15 protein-coding genes are annotated in these 17,708 nt (G+C 61.5%); 6 read left to right on the top strand and 9 right to left on the bottom strand.

The genetic code is table 11. From position 1 onward, the window contains the following. Nucleotides 1-11 precede the first annotated feature (11 nt). A complete protein-coding gene (locus KHO23_RS25325) occupies nucleotides 12-1,685 on the top strand; it encodes an electron transfer flavoprotein-ubiquinone oxidoreductase (protein WP_211614196.1) in 1,674 nt (557 codons plus the stop codon). Nucleotides 1,686-1,746: 61 nt separating this feature from the next. After that, on the top strand, nucleotides 1,747-2,934 hold the full coding sequence (gene bktB, locus KHO23_RS25320) for a beta-ketothiolase BktB (RefSeq protein WP_211614195.1): 1,188 nt from the start codon (nucleotides 1,747-1,749) through the stop codon (nucleotides 2,932-2,934). 114 nt (nucleotides 2,935-3,048) lie between these two features. Here the strand turns inward: bktB and lhpH are convergent, their stop codons facing one another. From lhpH to lhpI, 3 genes are all read right to left on the bottom strand, one after another. Further along, complete coding sequence (gene lhpH / locus KHO23_RS25315; protein WP_211614194.1) at nucleotides 3,049-4,056, bottom strand: trans-3-hydroxy-L-proline dehydratase; 1,008 nt, start codon at nucleotides 4,054-4,056, stop codon at nucleotides 3,049-3,051. Between the two features lie 32 nt (nucleotides 4,057-4,088). Further along, nucleotides 4,089-5,210: a branched-chain amino acid ABC transporter substrate-binding protein gene (locus KHO23_RS25310; RefSeq protein WP_211614193.1), complete on the bottom strand. Its 1,122-nt coding sequence runs from the start codon at nucleotides 5,208-5,210 to the stop codon at nucleotides 4,089-4,091. A gap of 168 nt (nucleotides 5,211-5,378) precedes the next feature. Next, on the bottom strand, nucleotides 5,379-6,308 hold the full coding sequence (lhpI, locus tag KHO23_RS25305; RefSeq protein ID WP_211614240.1) for a bifunctional Delta(1)-pyrroline-2-carboxylate/Delta(1)-piperideine-2-carboxylate reductase: 930 nt from the start codon (nucleotides 6,306-6,308) through the stop codon (nucleotides 5,379-5,381). Between the two features lie 387 nt (nucleotides 6,309-6,695). On the opposite strand from lhpI, the gene KHO23_RS25300 reads away from it, so the two are divergent. After that, nucleotides 6,696-7,439, top strand: a complete 744-nt coding sequence (locus KHO23_RS25300; RefSeq protein ID WP_211614192.1) for a FadR/GntR family transcriptional regulator — start codon at nucleotides 6,696-6,698, stop codon at nucleotides 7,437-7,439. An 87-nt stretch (nucleotides 7,440-7,526) separates the two neighbouring features. Here the strand turns inward: KHO23_RS25300 and KHO23_RS25295 are convergent, their stop codons facing one another. After that, the gene (locus KHO23_RS25295) at nucleotides 7,527-8,555 is read right to left on the bottom strand and encodes a LysR family transcriptional regulator (RefSeq protein ID WP_236066990.1); all 1,029 of its coding nucleotides are present in this window, start codon (nucleotides 8,553-8,555) and stop codon (nucleotides 7,527-7,529) included. A 24-nt stretch (nucleotides 8,556-8,579) separates the two neighbouring features. Here KHO23_RS25295 and KHO23_RS25290 point away from each other — a divergent pair, with 24 nt between their 5' ends. Continuing rightward, nucleotides 8,580-9,782, top strand: coding sequence for a M20 aminoacylase family protein (locus KHO23_RS25290; protein WP_211614190.1), 1,203 nt, complete (start codon nucleotides 8,580-8,582; stop codon nucleotides 9,780-9,782). 88 nt (nucleotides 9,783-9,870) lie between these two features. After that, a complete protein-coding gene (locus tag KHO23_RS25285) occupies nucleotides 9,871-11,166 on the top strand; it encodes an MFS transporter (RefSeq protein WP_211614187.1) in 1,296 nt (431 codons plus the stop codon). 103 nt (nucleotides 11,167-11,269) lie between these two features. Here the strand turns inward: KHO23_RS25285 and KHO23_RS25280 are convergent, their stop codons facing one another. Further along, nucleotides 11,270-12,925 (bottom strand): amidohydrolase, encoded by a 1,656-nt coding sequence (locus KHO23_RS25280; protein WP_211614186.1) that lies wholly within the window; start codon nucleotides 12,923-12,925, stop codon nucleotides 11,270-11,272. Between the two features lie 187 nt (nucleotides 12,926-13,112). Between KHO23_RS25280 and KHO23_RS25275 the strand changes: the two genes are divergently transcribed. Continuing rightward, complete coding sequence (locus KHO23_RS25275; protein WP_211614184.1) at nucleotides 13,113-13,952, top strand: helix-turn-helix transcriptional regulator; 840 nt, start codon at nucleotides 13,113-13,115, stop codon at nucleotides 13,950-13,952. Between the two features lie 45 nt (nucleotides 13,953-13,997). Here the strand turns inward: KHO23_RS25275 and KHO23_RS25270 are convergent, their stop codons facing one another. The 4 genes from KHO23_RS25270 to KHO23_RS25255 all read right to left on the bottom strand — a co-directional run bounded on the left by KHO23_RS25270 (nucleotide 13,998) and on the right by KHO23_RS25255 (nucleotide 17,640). Next, nucleotides 13,998-15,389 (bottom strand): sodium:solute symporter family protein, encoded by a 1,392-nt coding sequence (locus tag KHO23_RS25270; protein ID WP_211614182.1) that lies wholly within the window; start codon nucleotides 15,387-15,389, stop codon nucleotides 13,998-14,000. An 18-nt stretch (nucleotides 15,390-15,407) separates the two neighbouring features. Next, nucleotides 15,408-15,617, bottom strand: coding sequence for a DUF3311 domain-containing protein (locus KHO23_RS25265; protein ID WP_211614180.1), 210 nt, complete (start codon nucleotides 15,615-15,617; stop codon nucleotides 15,408-15,410). 4 nt (nucleotides 15,618-15,621) lie between these two features. Beyond that, nucleotides 15,622-17,052 (bottom strand): amidase family protein, encoded by a 1,431-nt coding sequence (locus tag KHO23_RS25260; protein ID WP_211614178.1) that lies wholly within the window; start codon nucleotides 17,050-17,052, stop codon nucleotides 15,622-15,624. A gap of 180 nt (nucleotides 17,053-17,232) precedes the next feature. Further along, nucleotides 17,233-17,640 carry a cupin domain-containing protein gene (locus KHO23_RS25255; RefSeq protein ID WP_211614176.1) on the bottom strand — a complete coding sequence of 136 codons (408 nt, stop codon included), beginning with the start codon at nucleotides 17,638-17,640 and terminating at the stop codon, nucleotides 17,233-17,235. Between the last annotated feature and the right edge of the window lie 68 nt (nucleotides 17,641-17,708).

The following is a 17,708-nucleotide window of genomic DNA, read 5'->3' as shown; positions in this document are numbered from 1 at the left end:
GGCATCGCATCGTGACAGACGCAAGTCTCATTGAGCAATACGGTCCACGCGAGTCGATGGAATACGACGTCGTGATCGTCGGCGGCGGCCCGGCAGGCCTGTCCGCAGCGATCCGCCTGAAGCAGCTGGCGGCTGAACAAGGCGCTGAAATAAGCGTGTGCGTACTGGAAAAAGGCTCGGAGATCGGGGCGCATATCCTGTCGGGCGCGGTGATGGATCCGCGCGCGATCACCGAACTGATCCCCGACTGGAAGGAAAAAGGCGCGCCACTGACCGTGGACGTGACCGAAGACCGGTTCCTCTTCCTCACCGAAACCGGCTCGAAGAGCGTGCCGACCTGGGCGCTGCCGGACAACTTCAAGAACCACGGCAACTACGTGATCAGCCTCGCGAATGTGACGCGCTGGCTTGGTCAGCAGGCCGAGGCGCTCGGCGTCGAGATCTTCCCGGGCTTTCCGGCAGCCGAGATCCTCTACAACGACGATGGTTCGGTCAAAGGTGTCGCGACCGGCAATCTGGGCATTGGCAAGGACGGCGAGCCGACTGAAAACTTCCAGCTCGGCATGGAGTTGCACGCGAAGTACACGCTCTTCTGCGAAGGCGCACGCGGGCACCTCGGCCGTCAGCTGAACGAGAAGTTCAAGCTGCGCGACGGCGCCGATCCGCAGGTGTACGGCATCGGTATCAAGGAACTGTGGGAAATCGATCCGTCGAAGCACAAACCGGGTCTGGTGATGCACACGGCCGGCTGGCCGCTGGAGAACGACACCTACGGTGGCTCGTTCCTCTATCACATGGACAACAACCAGGTGGTGGTGGGCTTCGTGGTGGGCCTCGGCTACACCAATCCGTACCTGTCGCCGTTCGAGGAATTCCAGCGCTACAAGACGCATCCGGCGATCCGCGCGATTCTGGAAGGCGGCAAGCGGGTCTCGTACGGTGCACGGGCGATTACGGCCGGCGGCCTGCTGTCGCTGCCGAAGCTGGTGTTCCCGGGCGGCGCGCTGGTGGGCGACGATGCGGGCTTCCTGAACGCATCGCGGATCAAGGGCTCGCATGCGGCGATCAAGACCGGGATGCTGGCCGCCGATGCTGCGTTTGAGGCGGTGCAGGCGGGACGCACCAGCGATGAACTCACGGCGTATCCGGAGTCGTTCAGGACTTCGTGGCTGCACACGGAACTGCATCGTGCGCGCAACTTCAAGCAGTGGATGAGCAAGGGCCTGTACCTTGGCACGCTGATGGTGGGCATCGAGCAGAAGCTGCTGGGCGGCAACGTGCCCTGGACGCTGCATCACCAGCATTCCGATCACGAGATGCTGAAGCCCGCGTCGCAATGCAAGCAGATTGTCTATCCGAAGCCGGATGGAAAGCTGACGTTTGACCGGCTGTCTTCGGTGTTCATCTCGAACACCAACCATGAAGAGAATCAGCCGGCCCACCTGACGCTGAAAGATCCGTCGGTGCCGGTGAATGTGAACTGGCAGACCTATGCCGGGCCGGAATCGCGTTATTGCCCGGCCGCGGTGTACGAGTTCGTGAAGAACGACGACGGCAGCGAGCGGCTGGTGATCAACGCGCAGAACTGCGTGCACTGCAAGACCTGCGATATCAAGGACCCGACGCAGAACATCGTGTGGGTGACACCTGAAGGCGGCGGTGGGCCTAACTATCCGAATATGTGATTCGACAAGCGTGGCATCGAAAGCGATGCCCGCACGCGCCATCTAAATCAAGGAGTGCAACGTGCAACGAGAAGTCGTTATTGTGAGTGGTGTGCGCACCGCCATTGGGAAGTTCGGTGGAAGCCTGAAAGACGCGCCGCCAACGGAGCTTGCAGCCCTGGTAGTACGAGAGGTTCTGGCACGGGCCAAGCTTGCCGGCGATCAGGTGGGACACGTGGTTTTCGGCAATGTCATTGCGACAGAACCCAAAGACATGTACATGGCGCGTGTGGCCGCCATTAACGGCGGTGTCTCCGAGGCTGCGCCCGCACTGACCGTGAACCGTCTGTGCGGCTCCGGATTGCAGGCCATTATCTCCGCCGCGCAAGCCATTCTGCTGGGTGACGCCGACGTTGCGATTGGTGGCGGCGCAGAAAACATGAGCCGTGCGCCTTACATCACGCCCGACACGCGCTTTGGCGTACGGATGGGTGATGCACATCTCGTCGACATGATGCTGGGTGCGCTAAACGACCCCTTCCATACTGTTCCGATGGGAATCACGGCGGAAAATGTTGCCCAGAAATATGGCATCACGCGCGAACAGCAGGACGCATTGGCTGTGGAATCGCACCGCCGCGCGGCGCACGCGATCGCCGAAGGGCGCTTCAAGGAGCAGATTGTTCCTGTGACGCGTCGAGTCAAGGGCAAAGAAGTGTCGTTCGACACGGACGAACATGTACGTTCCGATCTCGCCCTTGATGACCTGTCCGGTTTGCGGCCCGCCTTCCAGAAGACCGGCGGCACCGTAACGGCAGGCAACGCATCCGGTATCAATGACGCTGCCGCCGCAGTCCTGTTGATGGAACGCGGTGCAGCAGAACAACGCGGGATCAAGCCTCTCGCCCGCCTGGTGTCCTACGCTCATGCCGGCGTCGATCCGCTCTACATGGGCATCGGTCCTGTGCCGGCCACGCGCATCGCGCTTGAACGCGCGGGTCTGGATATTCAGGACATCGACGTGATCGAGGCCAATGAGGCATTCGCGGCGCAAGCCTGCGCCGTCGCGCAGGAACTCAAGCTCGACGCCAACAAGGTGAATCCCAATGGGTCCGGTATCTCACTGGGTCATCCGATCGGCGCAACAGGCGCACTGATCACCGTCAAGGCGCTCCATGAACTGAAACGCGTTGACGGCCGCTACGCGCTAGTGACCATGTGCATCGGCGGCGGTCAGGGTATCGCGGCTATATTTGAAAATCTTCAATAGTCGCAATGAACCGTTGGACTGCCTGAGATCGCATTCGCCCCCTCGCGATCACGCCAGATAAAAAAAAGGCGCGTCTGCCGAAGCAGCACGCGCCAACTGGTACGACCAGGCAGCCTACCTCACGAGGAAGCCATAAGTTAGCGGGTCCCGGTCGTCAATGATCCAGTTCGCGAACCCGCAGATGAAGGCATTGCCTTCGACCTCAGGGATCACGGCTGGCATATCACCGACTGACGTGTCGCTAAGGGCACGGCCTTTGAAGACCGTGCCGATGATTGACTCGTTGACGAGCGTCTCGCCTTTGGCCAATTGACCACGCAGATAAAGTTGCGCGACGCGTCCTGCTGTTCCGGAGCCCGTCGGCGAACGGTCGACCTCCCGGTCGGCGAACACGCAGCAATTCGCCTGCGTCGATTCAGGATGACGGGGCGCGCCGGCGATGATTGTCCCGTAGATGTGATTGATCTCCGGAATGTCCGGATGCATGACCGGAAAGGCCGCGTTCGCGGCCAATTTCACTTCGGCGCCGAACCTGATCAGTTCTTCGACCGATGACTCGCGAATCGCAAGGCCATGCGGTGCGCCGTCCGCATAGAAGTAGAACGCGCCGCCAAACGCGATGTCGCCGGTTACCGCGCCGAATGAAGGCGTGTGAACCGTGACATCCTTCTTCCAGATAAAGGATGGCACGTTGACAAACCGGACGTCGCCCGCGTGGTCTCCGTCCCACTTCACGAAAGCCTCGATGAAACCGCACGGCGCGTCGATTCCCACACGCGTTTCGGGAGACTTGCGCTCGACCCACCCAAGTTCGACGGCTGCGGTCGAAAGCGCGATGATGCCGTGACCGCAATGGTCGCTGTACCCCTCGTTGTGCACGAAGATAATGCCGAAATCGGCGCCCGCGCTCACCGGCTCGGTGAGGTAGCCCCCATACATGTCGGCGTGCCCGCGCGGCTCGAACATCAGCGCGCGCCGGATATCGTCAACGTTTTCCTTCAGCCACGCGCGCCGCTCGACGATGGTGCGGCCAGGCATGCGCGGCAATCCGCTGGTGACAATGCGGAAAGCCTCACCGCCGGTATGTACTTCGACTGTCGAAATGGAACGGGTTAGTTTCATAAGTGCAATTCGCGCGTGGTCACGCAGTCACGTTACTGGGCGTAGGGAACCGGCAAGCCGTTGCGGATTTCGTACACGGTGGTCGGTGCGCCCTGGAGGTCGCCATTGGCATCGAACGAGTAGGTTCCCGCGACACCCTTGTAGCTTTCTTTGGCCAGTTGGGCGATGAGCTTCGCCTTGTCGGTCGTCGTGCCGGCCTTCACCATCACGTCGGCAAGCATCTTGATGCCGTCGTAGTAGTTCACGCCGTAGACCTGCGTATCGGTCTTGTACGCCGCCTTGTATTTCTGCAGGAACTCACGGCCGGCCGGCGTTTTGTCCAGTGAGATACCGCCTTGAGCGCAATAGACGATCGACGCGGCATCGCCGGCGACCTTCCCCATGTCGGCCGAGCAGATGCCGTCGCCGCCGAGCAGCTTCGCGCGAATTCCACGCTGCCGCATCTGCTTGGCCATCGGAGCACCCTGCGCCGCGTAGCCGCCGAAGAAGATGACGTCCGGATTCTTCGCCTTGATGGTCGTCAGAATCCCGAGGAAGTCGGTTGCAGCGGAATTCGTGAATTCCTGGTCGACGATCTGGATGCCGTTTTCCTTCGCCATCTTGATGAACTGCTCCGCGACGCCTTGACCATATGCAGTCCGGTCGTCGATAACCGCAGCGGTCTTCGCCTTCAGCGTCCTGGCGGCAAACTGACCCATGGTGCCGCCCAGTTGCAGATCGCTCGCGCCGATACGGAAGATGTTCTTGAAGCCTTGCTTCGTCAGATCCGGATTGGACGCCACCGGCAGAATAGGCACATTGCCCGCGTTGTAAACGCGAGATGCGGGGATCGCAACACCCGAGTTATAGGGGCCGACTACCGCGACCACGCCGCTGTCCACCAGTTTCTGGGCAATCTGTACGCCGACCTTGGGATCTGCCTGGTCGTCCTCAGAGTCCAGTTTGAATGTCACCTTCTTCCCGGCAACCATCACACCCGTCTTGTTCAACTCGTCGATCGCGAGGCGCGCGCCATTTTCGTTGTCCTTGCCATTGGGTGCCTGAGGGCCGGTGAGCGGCGCCGAGTGACCGATGGTCACCACCTCCTCTGCACCTGCGGACGTAACGACGGTGGCGGCCATGATTGCGGCCAAAGCGATGGCATGAAGGCGCATTTCAGTCTCCTATATTGGGTTTATAAAAACCAATGTATCTGCAATTTGGTCTTGGATCAATCTGATTTCAAAAAATTAGCGCGCTAATGGTTTTCTCTTATACCAGTCTCGTGCTCTGCGCCGTGCACGTCACAGCGAGGGCTGCACGCGGCTCCGGCATCGACCGTTTTAGCCGAGTGCCAGACGAGCGACCCGGCATGCGGCCAGATCCCAGGCCGCGCAACCGACGCTCTTGAAGAAAACTGGCGCGTCAGGCCTGATTTCGCGGTTGATCGCCTGCGCCAGCGAGGAAACCCTATTCCAGTTCACCTCAGCCTGGATAAGGTCACCCGCCTCGTGCCGCGCGCCAATCGGGTCGTCGACAACCACGTCACTGCCGTGCACTGTCGCCTTCGAGACTTCTGCTGCATCGGGAGTGAACGCGCCGACACCGACGACGAGGCGGCCGGGACGCGCGGCCTGCGTATAGACGGGTGATTTGCTGGTCGTGAGTGTGATAACCACGTCCACCGAGTCGGGAATGTCGTTTCCGTCGAACGCGGTGAGATTGGGCGCAACCGCCTTGTTACGCTCTACGAAGTCAACCGCGCCTGTCATCGAGGTGCCTTTCACCTGCAGCCGGGCTTGCGGGAATAGAACGGCGAGCGCTTCCGCATGATTTGCAGCCTGCTTTCCGGTACCAACGATGAGGATTTCATTCGGAGAGCTAATGTGAAGCGTCTCGATGCCAAGCGCCGTTACGGCTGCAGTCCGGCGGCCAGTAACAGTCGGGCCATCCAGGACAAACAGCGTCTGGCCGGTATGCGGATCGCAGGCGAGCACCTGGCCATGAATGGTCGGCAATTGACGTTTGGCGTTGCCTGGACAGACGTTGACCAATTTGTGGATCGCGAGGTCTTTCGCGCTCGATGGCATTGAAAGCATCAGCCCCCCGTCCTGAAGGGGAATCGCCATCCGCTCAGGACTCACAATGTGGCCGGCACCGTACTCGACAACCGTCTGGCGCAAGACTCGCACGAGTGCCTGGTAGTCCAGCAACGCAGCGGTCGCCTGCGCATCGAAATTCTGTTCGTTAATAGGGTTCAAAGCAGGGTTCATAACAGGGTTCAAAGCAGGGTTCAAAGCAGGATTCATAGTCGTACCAAGCCGAGGTTGAAGTAGGGTTGTCTCGGATGCCTCTATTGGATGCAAACCGACCCAGCTGGTCGCAGACCCGCAACGATCGCCGCGACTTTCCCTCAACTAAATCTGGCCTGAATTTATACCAATAATGGATCTCTTTCAAGCCACTTTAGAATATTTTTGCTTTTTTTGGTACCAAACAAACCACTCAGTTATACCACCTCAGAGAATCGCCGCTGCTGCCCCGTCACCAGAACGGGCGTACCCAAGCCCGAACCACAGCAAATTTCGCGATGGATTGGTTCTCCTTATCCGCCAAAGTGGTATATTTGAAACCACATCGCCACTTGCGCCCCTACCTGAATGGCTTCTGCTCGACTCGAATTCGAGGGCAACTTCCGCCCGCTCCAGATTTATGAACAAGTCTCGGAGAAAATCCGCGCGGAGATTCGTTCGGGCCGATTTTTGCCCGACACACGGCTTCCTTCCGAGCGCGAACTCGCTTCGCTGTTCGGCGTCGGCCGGCCGGCGGTTCGCGAAGCGATTGGCGCGCTTCAGAACGAGGGGCTGGTCATCACCCGGCGCAATTCGGGTACGTATGTCGTTTCGACCGCGCCGCAGCTACTGATTGCGGCCGCATCGCAGGAAACACCAGCCGGCGACCTGCAATCCGACTACAGTCCTTCGGCTACGCTAGATGTGCGCCTGATCCTGGAGCCCGCGATAGCACGGCGCGCAGCGATGCTCAAGAAGCGCGACCTGCTTGCCGAGCACTATCTGGACCAGATGGAAACGCTAACCGATGTGGCTGACGCCGAACAGCGCGCCTTGTGGAATAACAGCGACAGGCTCTTCCACCGGCAACTCGCGGTCATGACCGGCGACGCCCTGCTGGCTAAATTGGCGGAAGAAATCGCCGAGACCATGGACCAGTCGCTATGGAAACGGCTGAAAGACGACGGCATCTACGACCCGGCACGGATTCGTCTGTATGTCGCGGAGCATCGGCTGATCTACGAAGCGATCGTGACGGGCGACGGGGATGCGGCAGCCTTCTACGTTGAACAACACATCCACCGGGTACAGCGCGATATCACGCCTAATTAGACTCGTACTGCAGCCATCGATTTAAACCTCTCGCCGCGTAGCGCGGAGTCCTCCGTCACGCCGCAGCCTGTCAAGCGGCGCGCAAACCTAGCGACCTTTCATGGCCTGAATGAGTTGCTTCCAAAGCGCCTCGGCCGCCGGTGACAGGCGCCCGCCTACGCGCCTGATCACCTGGCTATTGAATTCACGCGCGACGGGGTGGTCGATTTCCAGTGACACGAGCTTTCCCGCTTCCAGATAAAGCCTGGCCGCGTCCGTCGACATGAAAGCCACCCCTAGCCCGGCCGCCGCGATCGCCTGCGCGGCCGAGAATTGATCGCAGCGATAAGACGGCGTCAGATTGAGCCGTTCGGCACGGAGGATCGAGTCGATGTATTGCTGAACGTTGTAGTGGGTGGGCATGAAAATCAGGCGTTCACCCTGCAACTGCTTGAAGCGGATAGTCCGTTTTGCCGCCAGCGGATGATGCGGACTCACGAGCGCGCGGTACGGCGCCCCACGGAACGTGCGAGCCCGTATCGCAGGGTCGTTGCCTCCACCGGTGCAGAGCCCCAGGTCCACCTCGCCGTTGCGCACCATGGTGACGATTTCCGTAATGGTGCCGCTGCGCAGTTCTATCGTGATGTCGGGAAATTGAACACTGAATGGTTCAAGCACAGTCGCAATCAATGTCTCCATGCGGCCGTCGCCCACGCCGACGCCCAGCCGGCCGCGCCGCAGTCCACGATAGTCTTCCAGTTGGGCGAGCATCTGGGCGTCGCGCCGGCAACTCTCGCGGTAATGCTCAACAAGGCCCAGACCGACCTCGGTCAGCGCCACGCGCCGCCCACGCCGCTCAAGCAGTATGACCCCGTACTCACGCTCAAGCTGCGACACCTGGCGGCTGATGACGGACGCGTTGATGCCCAGCGCGTCTGCCGCGGCACGTACGCCGCCGTGAATCTCAATCTCATGCAGATATCGCAAACTTCGGGCGCTCAGCGTGCTGGGGCCCGTCTCGCGAGGCTGTTCAGTAGCATTTTTCATAGGAACGTTTGTTGACACCCAAGTCAACATTATCCGCCTGCGAACGTCATTGATCGTGATTTTTCGGGTTGGGATACTCGCCGGGTCCAATCCACTCACCTTCACCCGGCGACCATGCGATCAACCCATACCTTGTGCACCCTCGATGAAACCAGGGACCTCGCGGAGGAGTTGAAAGACATCCGTCATCGTTTGCACCGGCATCCCGAACTGGCCTACGAGGAGTTTCAGACCTCGGATTTCGTCGCGCAAACGCTTGAGCGCTGGGGTTACGAAGTGACACGCGGTCTCGCGGGAACAGGCATGGTGGCGTCGCTGAAAGCCGGGTCGTCAAGCCGCGCGGTCGCCGTCCGCGCGGATATGGACGCGCTGAAAATTACCGAGCAAACCGGCCTGCCCTATGCCAGTGTCATGCCGGGGCACATGCACGCATGCGGCCACGACGGCCACACGACCATGGCCCTGGGCGCGGCCCGTCATCTTGCGCGCACACGCCGGTTCGACGGCACCGTTCACCTGGTGTTCCAACCCGCCGAGGAGATCGGCGGTTCGAACAGCGGCGCAAAACGGATGATTGCGGATGGCCTGTTCGAGCGGTTTCCATGCGATGCGATTTTCGGATTGCACAATCATCCGGGATACCCCGCCGGCACCTTCATGTTCCGAAGCGGCTCGTTCATGTCGGCTTCCGACATCGTCGATATCGTCATACGCGGACGCAGTGGCCATGCGGCGCGCCCCCACCTGGCGATCGATCCCGTGATGACAGGCGCCATGCTGGTCGTCGCGCTCCAGTCCATCGTAGCGCGCAATGTCGATCCCATGCAGACGGCGGTGGTGACCGTGGGGGCATTCAACGCGGGGCACGCCGCTAACGCGATTCCTGAAAAAGCACACTTGCGCCTGAGCGTGCGATCGTTCGATGCGCAGGTGCGCAAGCAACTTGAAATACGCATCCGCGCGCTGGCGCAATCCATTGCGGAAGGTCACGGTGCGGAGGTCGATATCGACTATGTAGCCGGTTACCCGACCGTCATCAACAGCGCAGCGGAGACTGAACTGGCGGCGCAAGTGGCGCGAGAGCTGGTTGGCGACGCCTGCGTCATCGATCCATTCGAACGGATCGCCGGCAGTGAAGACTTCGCGTTCTACCTGCAACACAAACCCGGATGCTTCTTGCGTCTCGGCAACGGCGAAGGCGCGCCGATGCTGCACAACGCGTCCTACGACTTCAACGACCAGAACCTGACCGTAGGCGCGGCCTACTGGACTCGGCTCGTCGAGCGTTTTCTCGCGCCGGGTCTGCCGGGTCAATAAGCATTGCCAATAACACAAAAGAGAACCGTCCCTCGTGGTGCCACGCCGGGCCGGCGCATCGGAAACACCCGAATCAGGAGCCCAACCCATGTCAGCCACATCCACTTCGACTGCCGCGTCCTCATCCACGTCCGGATCCACCTCCGCAACCCGAGTCGTCATTGCCGCCACCGTCGGCAACCTGCTCGAGTTTTACGACTTTACGGTCTACAGTTTCTTCACTTTGACCATCGCCAAAGTGTTTTTCCCGGCGAGCGATCCGGTTGTCTCGACGCTACTCGCGCTTTCTGCATTTGCCATCGGATTTCTGGCCCGCCCGCTCGGTGGCTTCGTGCTCGGTCACTATGCCGATAAGCGGGGACGTCGCGCGGCGCTGACGTTGACCATCTTCCTGATGGCAATTGGCTCGGCGGTCATTGCACTGGCGCCCAGCTATGCATCGATCGGATTGGCCGCGCCTGTGCTGGTTATCGTTGCCCGGCTGTTGCAGGGCTTTGCCCAAGGCGGCGAATTTGGTGCGGCTACCGCGACATTGCTGGAGACCGGGTCGGATAGCGCCCGCGGCTTTCGCGCAAGCTGGCAGCTCGCCAGCCAGGGCGCCGCTGCGCTGCTGGGCTCCGGCACCGCCGCACTGCTCACCTATTCGCTGACGGACAGCCAACTGCTGGAGTGGGGATGGCGCGTGCCGTTCCTGATCGGTACGCTGATCATGCCAGTCGGTATCTATCTGCGCAGACATGTGGCCGACGAGCCGCTAGAGGCACCCGGACAAAAGACGGCCGTTCTTGAACCGGCACTGGTGCGCAAATGGTTTCTTGCCGTATTTACCATCATGGGCACCACGGTCGCCACGTACGTGCTGACCTACTACATTCCGGTTTACTCAACCCAATATCTCAAGTTGCCGCATAAGCTTTCGATGCTGACCTCGATCGGCGCCGCAATCTGCTCGTTGGCATTGTGTCCGATATGGGGCGCGCTATCCGATAAGCTGCAGCGCCGCAAACCGCTGATCGTGTATGGACGTCTTGCGCTTATCGTTCTCCTCTATCCGGCATTCTGGTTGATGAACGTGTTCCCGATACTGCCGGTTGTCGTCGGCATGGTCGTCATCATGATGTTCTTCTACACCATGGGCTCCGCGCCCGCCTATGCGCTCATGCCCGAGAATTTCCCCCGGCAAGCGCGTGCCGGCTATCTGGGCAGCGCCTACGCCGTGGCCGTGGCGGCTTTTGGCGGCACGGCTCAACTCGTGGCGGCCTGGTTGATCAAAGTGACAGGGAACGTGATGGCACCCGCCTGGTACATGATTGCCTGCCTCGCGATTTCGCTGCTCGCAGCATGCATGCTCACCGAGACCGGCAACGCCAACTTGCCGCAGTAGCGGCGTGGCATCGACCCGGCAAATGCAGAACCGAGCTTTGGTCTCTCGGACTGCTGCCGTTTGCATCCGACGTGGTCCTCCACACGCGGCAAGCGCCGGATGCTCAATCGAGACCGCCATACACGGCCTCGCCTTCGAACAGCGTCAGCTCCACCTCCGCCTGCGCCAGCCGATGCGATTCCACCGCACGCAGGTCTTGCGACAACACCGCGAGCGACGCAGGGCGGCCAGGTGCAATGTATCCCGCCTGATCGTCAAAACGCAGACTGAATGCGGCGTGATGGGTGTAGGCCTGCATCATCACATCGAGATTGACGCGCTGCTCCGGGAGGAACACGGGCGCGTCCGGCTGGCCGGCACACGCGCGGCGCACCGCGTGCTCCATCGCGACCAGCGGATTTTGCGTCGAGACGGGCCAGTCCGAGCCGCCCGAGAGCCGCGTACCCGCCCGAACCAGATCGCCGAACACATAATGCCGCGCGATGCGCGCGTTGCCGACACGTTGCCTGTAAAGCGCCTGCAGGTCCGGCGAAACATCGGCCCAGACGCCCTGAACCGATGCGATTGCGCCGACCTGCGCGAATCGCGCAACATCGGCCTCGTCGATCATCTGCACGTGCGCGAGTTGCGGGCGACGCTCGCGGCCGGGGCGCTCGCTCTTCAGCGCGGCGAGCACGTCGAGCGCCATCCGCACGGCGCGATCGCCAATCGTGTGAAAGTGCAGGTCGAAGCCCTCGGCGTCGGCGGTGAAAACGGCCTCGCGCAACTGCCGAGGAGTCCAGTGTGCGTTGCCGCTGTGCACGACGTCCGCGTAGGGTTCGAGCAGCGCGCCGGTATGGCTTTCGATCACCCCGTCGATAAAGAATTTCGCGGTATGCAACCGCAGTCGCCCGCCATGGTATGCCGCTCGCCATTCGCAGAGCTTGTCGATCTGCGAGCCGAGCGGCAGGTTCGGCGACACCAGCAAGCCGAGGCTCACGTTGGCTTTCAATTCTCCGGCATCACGCGCGCTCGCATAGACATCCACGAGCCGTTGCCCGGCCATGGCCTCGAACCACCCCGTAATGCCAAACCGATGCGCCTGCTGTTGCGCTTTTCTGAGCGCCTGTACCGATTCTGCCGGGTTCATTTGCGGCAGATGGCGAAACATCGAATACAGCGCCGCCTCGTGGATGACGCCGGTGGGCTGCCCGTGCGCATCGCGTTCGTAGATGCCGCCCTCGGGGTCGGGCGTCGCGGCATCGACGCCCAGCGCACGCAGTGCGGCGCTATTCACACAACCCGAGTGGACGTCGTGGCCGATCAGCATCAGCGGACGGTCGGCGACGAGCGTATCGAGCGCCTCGCGGTGCAGCTTCGATCCCATCGCTTCGAGCGACACATTGCCGGCCATGACCCAGCTCCGCTCAGGACGCTCGCTCGCGCAGCGGCGCACCGCCTGCGCGATGGCCTCGAACGAATCCGCCGCGCCCAGATCCGCGTCGCAGGTCAACTGAAAACCTTCCACGGGGTGCGCGTGAGAATCGGTGAACGACGGTACGACCATACGCCCACGTAAATCGATCGTCTCATGATCCCTGAACGCATCAGGACAATCCGAATAAGCGCCAACCCATGCAACGCGGCCGCCCCGGACGACGACGCAGTCGACGCAGCGCGGCGTCGCGCCACCCGTGTACACCACACCGTTGCGCAACGTGCAATTCAGGTAACGCTGTGCCTCATCAGACTGCTGCGGGTAGGTCCCTGGCGAAAGCATCTCGTTCTCCATTATTCAGTCATCCATCGCACTCCGACTTTAGCGACCGAGGCATGCGATGTCTGTCCCCGAAAGACGGGACAAAAACGCCGACGCGTCTCGCTCGGAACAGGGCATTCCAGCATAGGTGCCGCGTTTTTGTCGTGATACACCTAGTGTTAGCCGTGCCCCGAAACGAATCGACTCCATGAAGACAGCCCAATCCTCCGCCGACATCCAACTCAGCCAGCTCGCTCTCACGACAGGGGCCCTGAGTCCCGCCGTCGAGGCCGTCGGCTCCGCCCAATTTTTGCCCGCGCTGTACGAGGGCCTCGTGCGATTCGTCGATTTCGACGCACTGCATCTGGATTACGACCAGAACTCGCCAACTGGCCGGCGCGTTGGCTGGATAGGCAGCTTCGGCAAAAATCCGGAGTTGATCCAACAAACCATGGAGCTCTATTACCGCAGCTACGCGAACGACGATCCGACCTACGGAGAGGGCGCAGAGGGAAAGGAAGTGCAGTTGCTGCAGGTTTCCGCGCAACGGGTCGACGCGGAACTCCGGCGTGCGTTCTACGACATCGGTGACATTCACGACGAATGCGTCGTCGGCAGTGTCGTGCAGAACGTGGGGTACGGAATGTCGGTGTGCCGCACCCGGCGGCTGCCACCGTTTTCGCTCAAGGAATTGAGCGTCGTGAAGCACCTTGCCACCCTTGTCTTGCCGCTCGCTGCAATGCATAAGCGGCTGGCCGGCGCCCTGCCGGCAGACTCGGGAACTGCCGGGATTCCGGACAGCCTGCTGACCCAATGGCTCGGGCAATCGCGTGCAAAATTGACCTCACGCGAGGCGGCCGTGTGCGCCGCGTTCATCCAGGGCATGACAACCCAGGCCGTCGCGCAGTCGATGGGCGTCAAGCCTTCATCGGTTGAAACCTACGCGAAGCGCGCGTTCGCGAAACTGGAAATCGGCTCACGCAGGCAACTGCTGGCGTCTTTTGTCAGGAGTGTTCCGTTTCGCGACCAGAGCCTGCACGTGGGTTGATGTCACGACCCGGCGGCACGACCCGGCGGCACACCGCCGGCGCCTTTAACTCTGTAACGTCGTGCGCGTTCCTGCCGTTCGCAGCGCATAGTTGATTGCCGCCGCGGTCATGACATTGGCGATGAGGCAAGGCAAACCGGGATTGATGCCACCCAGGGTGAACTTGCCGAGATACAAAGTGACGGCGAGGCATTGACCGACGAGAATGCCGGCTGTCACCGCCGCTGGTTTGACGCGCAACGAGAATAGCACCACGATCAGGCCCGGGAAGAACTGGCCCACGCCGTAATACGTCGTATTGATCAGCGTGAGCATCAGGGTCGGCGTCGCCGAGGTCATGACGATCGACGCGGCGAGATAGAGAACGATCACCACCTTCGCAGCCGTTTTTTGCCGTTGTCCAGATAGCGTCGGCAACAGGTTGCGGCTCACAATCGGCCCGATTGCGAGACACATGCCGGTCAGGACCAGCAACCCCGAGAGCGCCGCTGCGGCTGCGACGAGTCCGAGGAGCCACGAAGGCAGCAGATCGTTCGCTGCTACGAAGAACGCTTCATTCGCCGAGTTCAGGTGATAGTGCTGGCTGATCGCGTAGTACGAGGCGACGACCAGAAACGGATACATCAGCATGTACAGCGGCATGGCGATCTGGGTACGCCGGATCGTGTTGCCAGTCTTCGCCGTGAAGAAGATCTGCACACCGAAGGGCATGACCATGAAGCCAAGCGACTGGAACAGGATCGTGCTCATTGCAAATCGCAACTGTTCGGCATTCATCCGGTTGCCGACCTGCACGCTCGCCTCGTGGAAAACCGTTGTCACCCCGACCCGTTGCGCGACTGCCACGCCGGTGACCACGATAGCCACAACCATCAGGATATCCTTCAGCACTGCGACATAGGCGGACGATCGTATCCCCGCGATCATGATGTAGGCGAACGCGAGCACGGCGGCGATCGTAACCAGATGGAGCGGCTCGAATTGCCAGCCGAGTCCACGGAACGCCGCCACCAGTCCGGTGAACTGCAGTTGCGCCATCGGCAGCAGGAACAGGATGGAGGTCAGCGCGACGACAACCTCTATCGTGCGGCTCTGAAAATACCCCTTGAACAGATCCGGCAGCGTGATCGCATTGAAGCGCTTGCCCGCTTCCCAGATTTTCGGCCCGAGGAAATAACCCAGCGGATAGGCGAGCAGGATATAGCCAAGGAACCAGATGCCATAGGTCGGTCCCTTGGCATAGATGCCTCCCGCAAACCCCACCATTGTCGCCACGCTGTAGATCTCCCCTGCGGCCAGGAAAAATACCAGAAACGTGCCGAACTGGCGCGACGCGACGAAGAAGTCGTGGACGCTCTGCGCGCCCCCGCCCTGCCGCGCGCGCAGCGCGAGGACGAATGACAGAAGGATGAAGCCGGCGAATACGGCGGTTGACATGCGGGGGCTCCGGTTTAATCAGGCATCGTGTGAAGCAGGGTCGCCGGCATGCTTGTCGAAACAATGCCAGCAGATGAACAGGCAGGCGGATGTCAGTACGAACCAGAGGAACATCCAGGCATAGATGAGGGGCACGCCCAACACGTCGACATCCGTGGAGGCGATCCAGGGCAACAGCCCCAGAACGCCGATATAGGGCAAGCCAAGGCCGATCAGAACCTTGATCATCGGGTCACCCCGCGCGATGTGCCGTATCGTTTGCCGGATCGATAGGCGTAAATACGCCGGCTCGCGCCTCGATAGCCTCGCCTGCCGCGAGGCAGAGTGCCTCTTCAAAGCGGCCGGCCACGATTTGCACGCCCGCCGGCACCCCGTCGCGCACCGGCATCGGCACGGAGAGCCCCGGCAACCCAAGGACGGCCGTTGCCAGCAGCGGACCCTGCACGTCGAGGATGCGGCGCACCGCGTCGTCGCCGTTCTGATCCGCATCGATCGCGAACGGGCGCTGACACGAGACCGGCATCAACAGAAGCGGATATCGCTCGAAGAAAGCCTGCCATTCGCGCAGCAAGCCGGTGCGTTGCGAGAGGCCGTTCATGTAGCCGGTCAGATCGAGCGGCGGCGCGAGGCGGCGCTGGCTGCCGAACGCGGTGCGCAGCGCATTGTCGCCGTAGGCCTGGATCGTCTCCTCGAGCCCGCTCATCGATTCATTGGTGACGAGCTTCAGCCACAAGTCGCACGCTTCGTCGAAACGCGGCGGCACCACCTCCTCGACCACGCAGCCGGCGTCTTCCAGCCAGCGCGCAGCCTGAAGGACGGCTTTCACGACGACGTCGTCCGTGGGGATGCCCGGCAGCCGCGCGCAGACCGCAACGCGCGTGGGAAACGACGCCTCCTTGCCTGTCGGCGCCACCGGCATCCACCAGACATCGCGCCGATCCGGCGCCTCCATGGCCGTCAGCGCCAGCCGCAGGTCGCCGACCGTGCGCGCCAGCGGACCCTGAACCGAGGCGAGCTGGACCGCGAGCGTCCGGTCTCGGCTTTGGGTCGCGTTGTACGCAGGGACACGGCCCGTAGTGGGGCGCAGGCCCGCCACGCCGCACGCATAAGCCGGATAGCGAATCGATCCGCCGAGGTCGTTGCCGTGCGCGATCGCGCCGATGCCCGCTGCCACCGCCGCGGCGGCGCCGCCGCTCGACCCGCCCGGGGTCAGGCCGGCGTCCCAGGGGTTGAGCGTTCTGCCATAGAGATCGTTGTCGGTAAACCACCGGTACGAAAACGCCGGCGCATTGCTGCGCCCGATGATGATGGCACCGGCCTTGCGCAGGTTCGCCACAACCGGGCTGTCGTCTTGCGCGACGAGATCCTTGAATGCGGTGACACCATTGGTCGTCGCAAAGCCCGCCATGTCGACGTTCACCTTGACCGTGACGGGAACGCCGTGCAGCGGGCCCGGCGATTCGCCGCGACCCATGGCGGCGTCGGCCGCTGCGGCGGCCTCGAGGGCGCTGTCGGCGAGCACGTCGACAATCGCGTTGATGCGCGGATTGACCTCCTCCATGCGTTTCAGGTTGCTCTGAACAAGCTCTTTCGACGATACGTCGCGACGGGCGACGAGGGCCGCCATTTCAGTTGCGCTCAGGCGCCACAATTCCTGGTTCACTTGTGCTCCTCCATGCTTTCTATGTCATTTGAATCTATGGGATGCTTGATCGCCTCCCCGCTGGAAAGAGGCTAACCGGACCAGCGTGATGACAGAAGACGATCTTTTTTTCACGGAGCCCACCAGAGGTTGTCACCCCGGCCGGCACCGCCACTCACTCATGGGTCGAGGCGTACCTCGTTACTGGGCGTTGTCGTCGCTCGCAATCGACTCGAGTGAAACGTCCGCGCGCGGCGCATGCGATACGTAGATCTTGCGGCACGACTCCACCACTTCCCATGTGCCGGAGAAACCGCACGGAATGACAAAACGGTCGCCCGCACGAAACACCTTTTCCCGCCCTGCCCGGTCGCGCACCACGGACGTGCCGCTCAATATTTCGCAGTATTCCTCTTCGTCGTATTCCACTTCCCAATGTCCTGCGGTGCTTTCCCACGTACCGCAGCTAAATCGTCCGCACGGGCTGATGAAGCGATGCGTCAATGTCTGCATGGGATTGCCCGACAACAACTTCCCGCGCGGCACGCGATACTGGATCAGTTCGCCTTCTTCCTTGCTGAATTCAACGATGTTCGAGATGTCTGCCACGATCGGCCTCCGTCAAAGGTGTGTTCGAGAATGTTCCGGCGCGCCTGCGTGCGCGCCTACGGTTACGT

The organism is Paraburkholderia haematera, from assembly GCF_905220975.1.
Taxonomy (GTDB): domain Bacteria; phylum Pseudomonadota; class Gammaproteobacteria; order Burkholderiales; family Burkholderiaceae; genus Paraburkholderia; species Paraburkholderia haematera.
The sequence above is the reverse complement of the archived record's forward strand: the minus strand, read 5'-3'. Positions and strand labels throughout refer to the sequence as shown.

What these genes read in the sequence shown, in the direction of transcription:
- KHO23_RS25275 (WP_211614184.1), top strand. Translation starts at nt 13,113, where the DNA reads ATGAAGACAGCCCAATCCTCCGCCGACATCCAACTCAGCCAGCTCGCT.
- KHO23_RS25300 (WP_211614192.1), top strand. Translation starts at nt 6,696, where the DNA reads ATGGCTTCTGCTCGACTCGAATTCGAGGGCAACTTCCGCCCGCTCCAG.
- KHO23_RS25265 (WP_211614180.1), bottom strand. Translation starts at nt 15,617, where the DNA reads ATGATCAAGGTTCTGATCGGCCTTGGCTTGCCCTATATCGGCGTTCTG.
- lhpI (WP_211614240.1), bottom strand. Translation starts at nt 6,308, where the DNA reads ATGAACCCTGCTTTGAACCCTATTAACGAACAGAATTTCGATGCGCAG.
- KHO23_RS25280 (WP_211614186.1), bottom strand. Translation starts at nt 12,925, where the DNA reads ATGCTTTCGCCAGGGACCTACCCGCAGCAGTCTGATGAGGCACAGCGT.
- lhpH (WP_211614194.1), bottom strand. Translation starts at nt 4,056, where the DNA reads ATGAAACTAACCCGTTCCATTTCGACAGTCGAAGTACATACCGGCGGT.
- KHO23_RS25290 (WP_211614190.1), top strand. Translation starts at nt 8,580, where the DNA reads ATGCGATCAACCCATACCTTGTGCACCCTCGATGAAACCAGGGACCTC.
- KHO23_RS25270 (WP_211614182.1), bottom strand. Translation starts at nt 15,389, where the DNA reads ATGTCAACCGCCGTATTCGCCGGCTTCATCCTTCTGTCATTCGTCCTC.
- KHO23_RS25310 (WP_211614193.1), bottom strand. Translation starts at nt 5,210, where the DNA reads ATGCGCCTTCATGCCATCGCTTTGGCCGCAATCATGGCCGCCACCGTC.
- KHO23_RS25285 (WP_211614187.1), top strand. Translation starts at nt 9,871, where the DNA reads ATGTCAGCCACATCCACTTCGACTGCCGCGTCCTCATCCACGTCCGGA.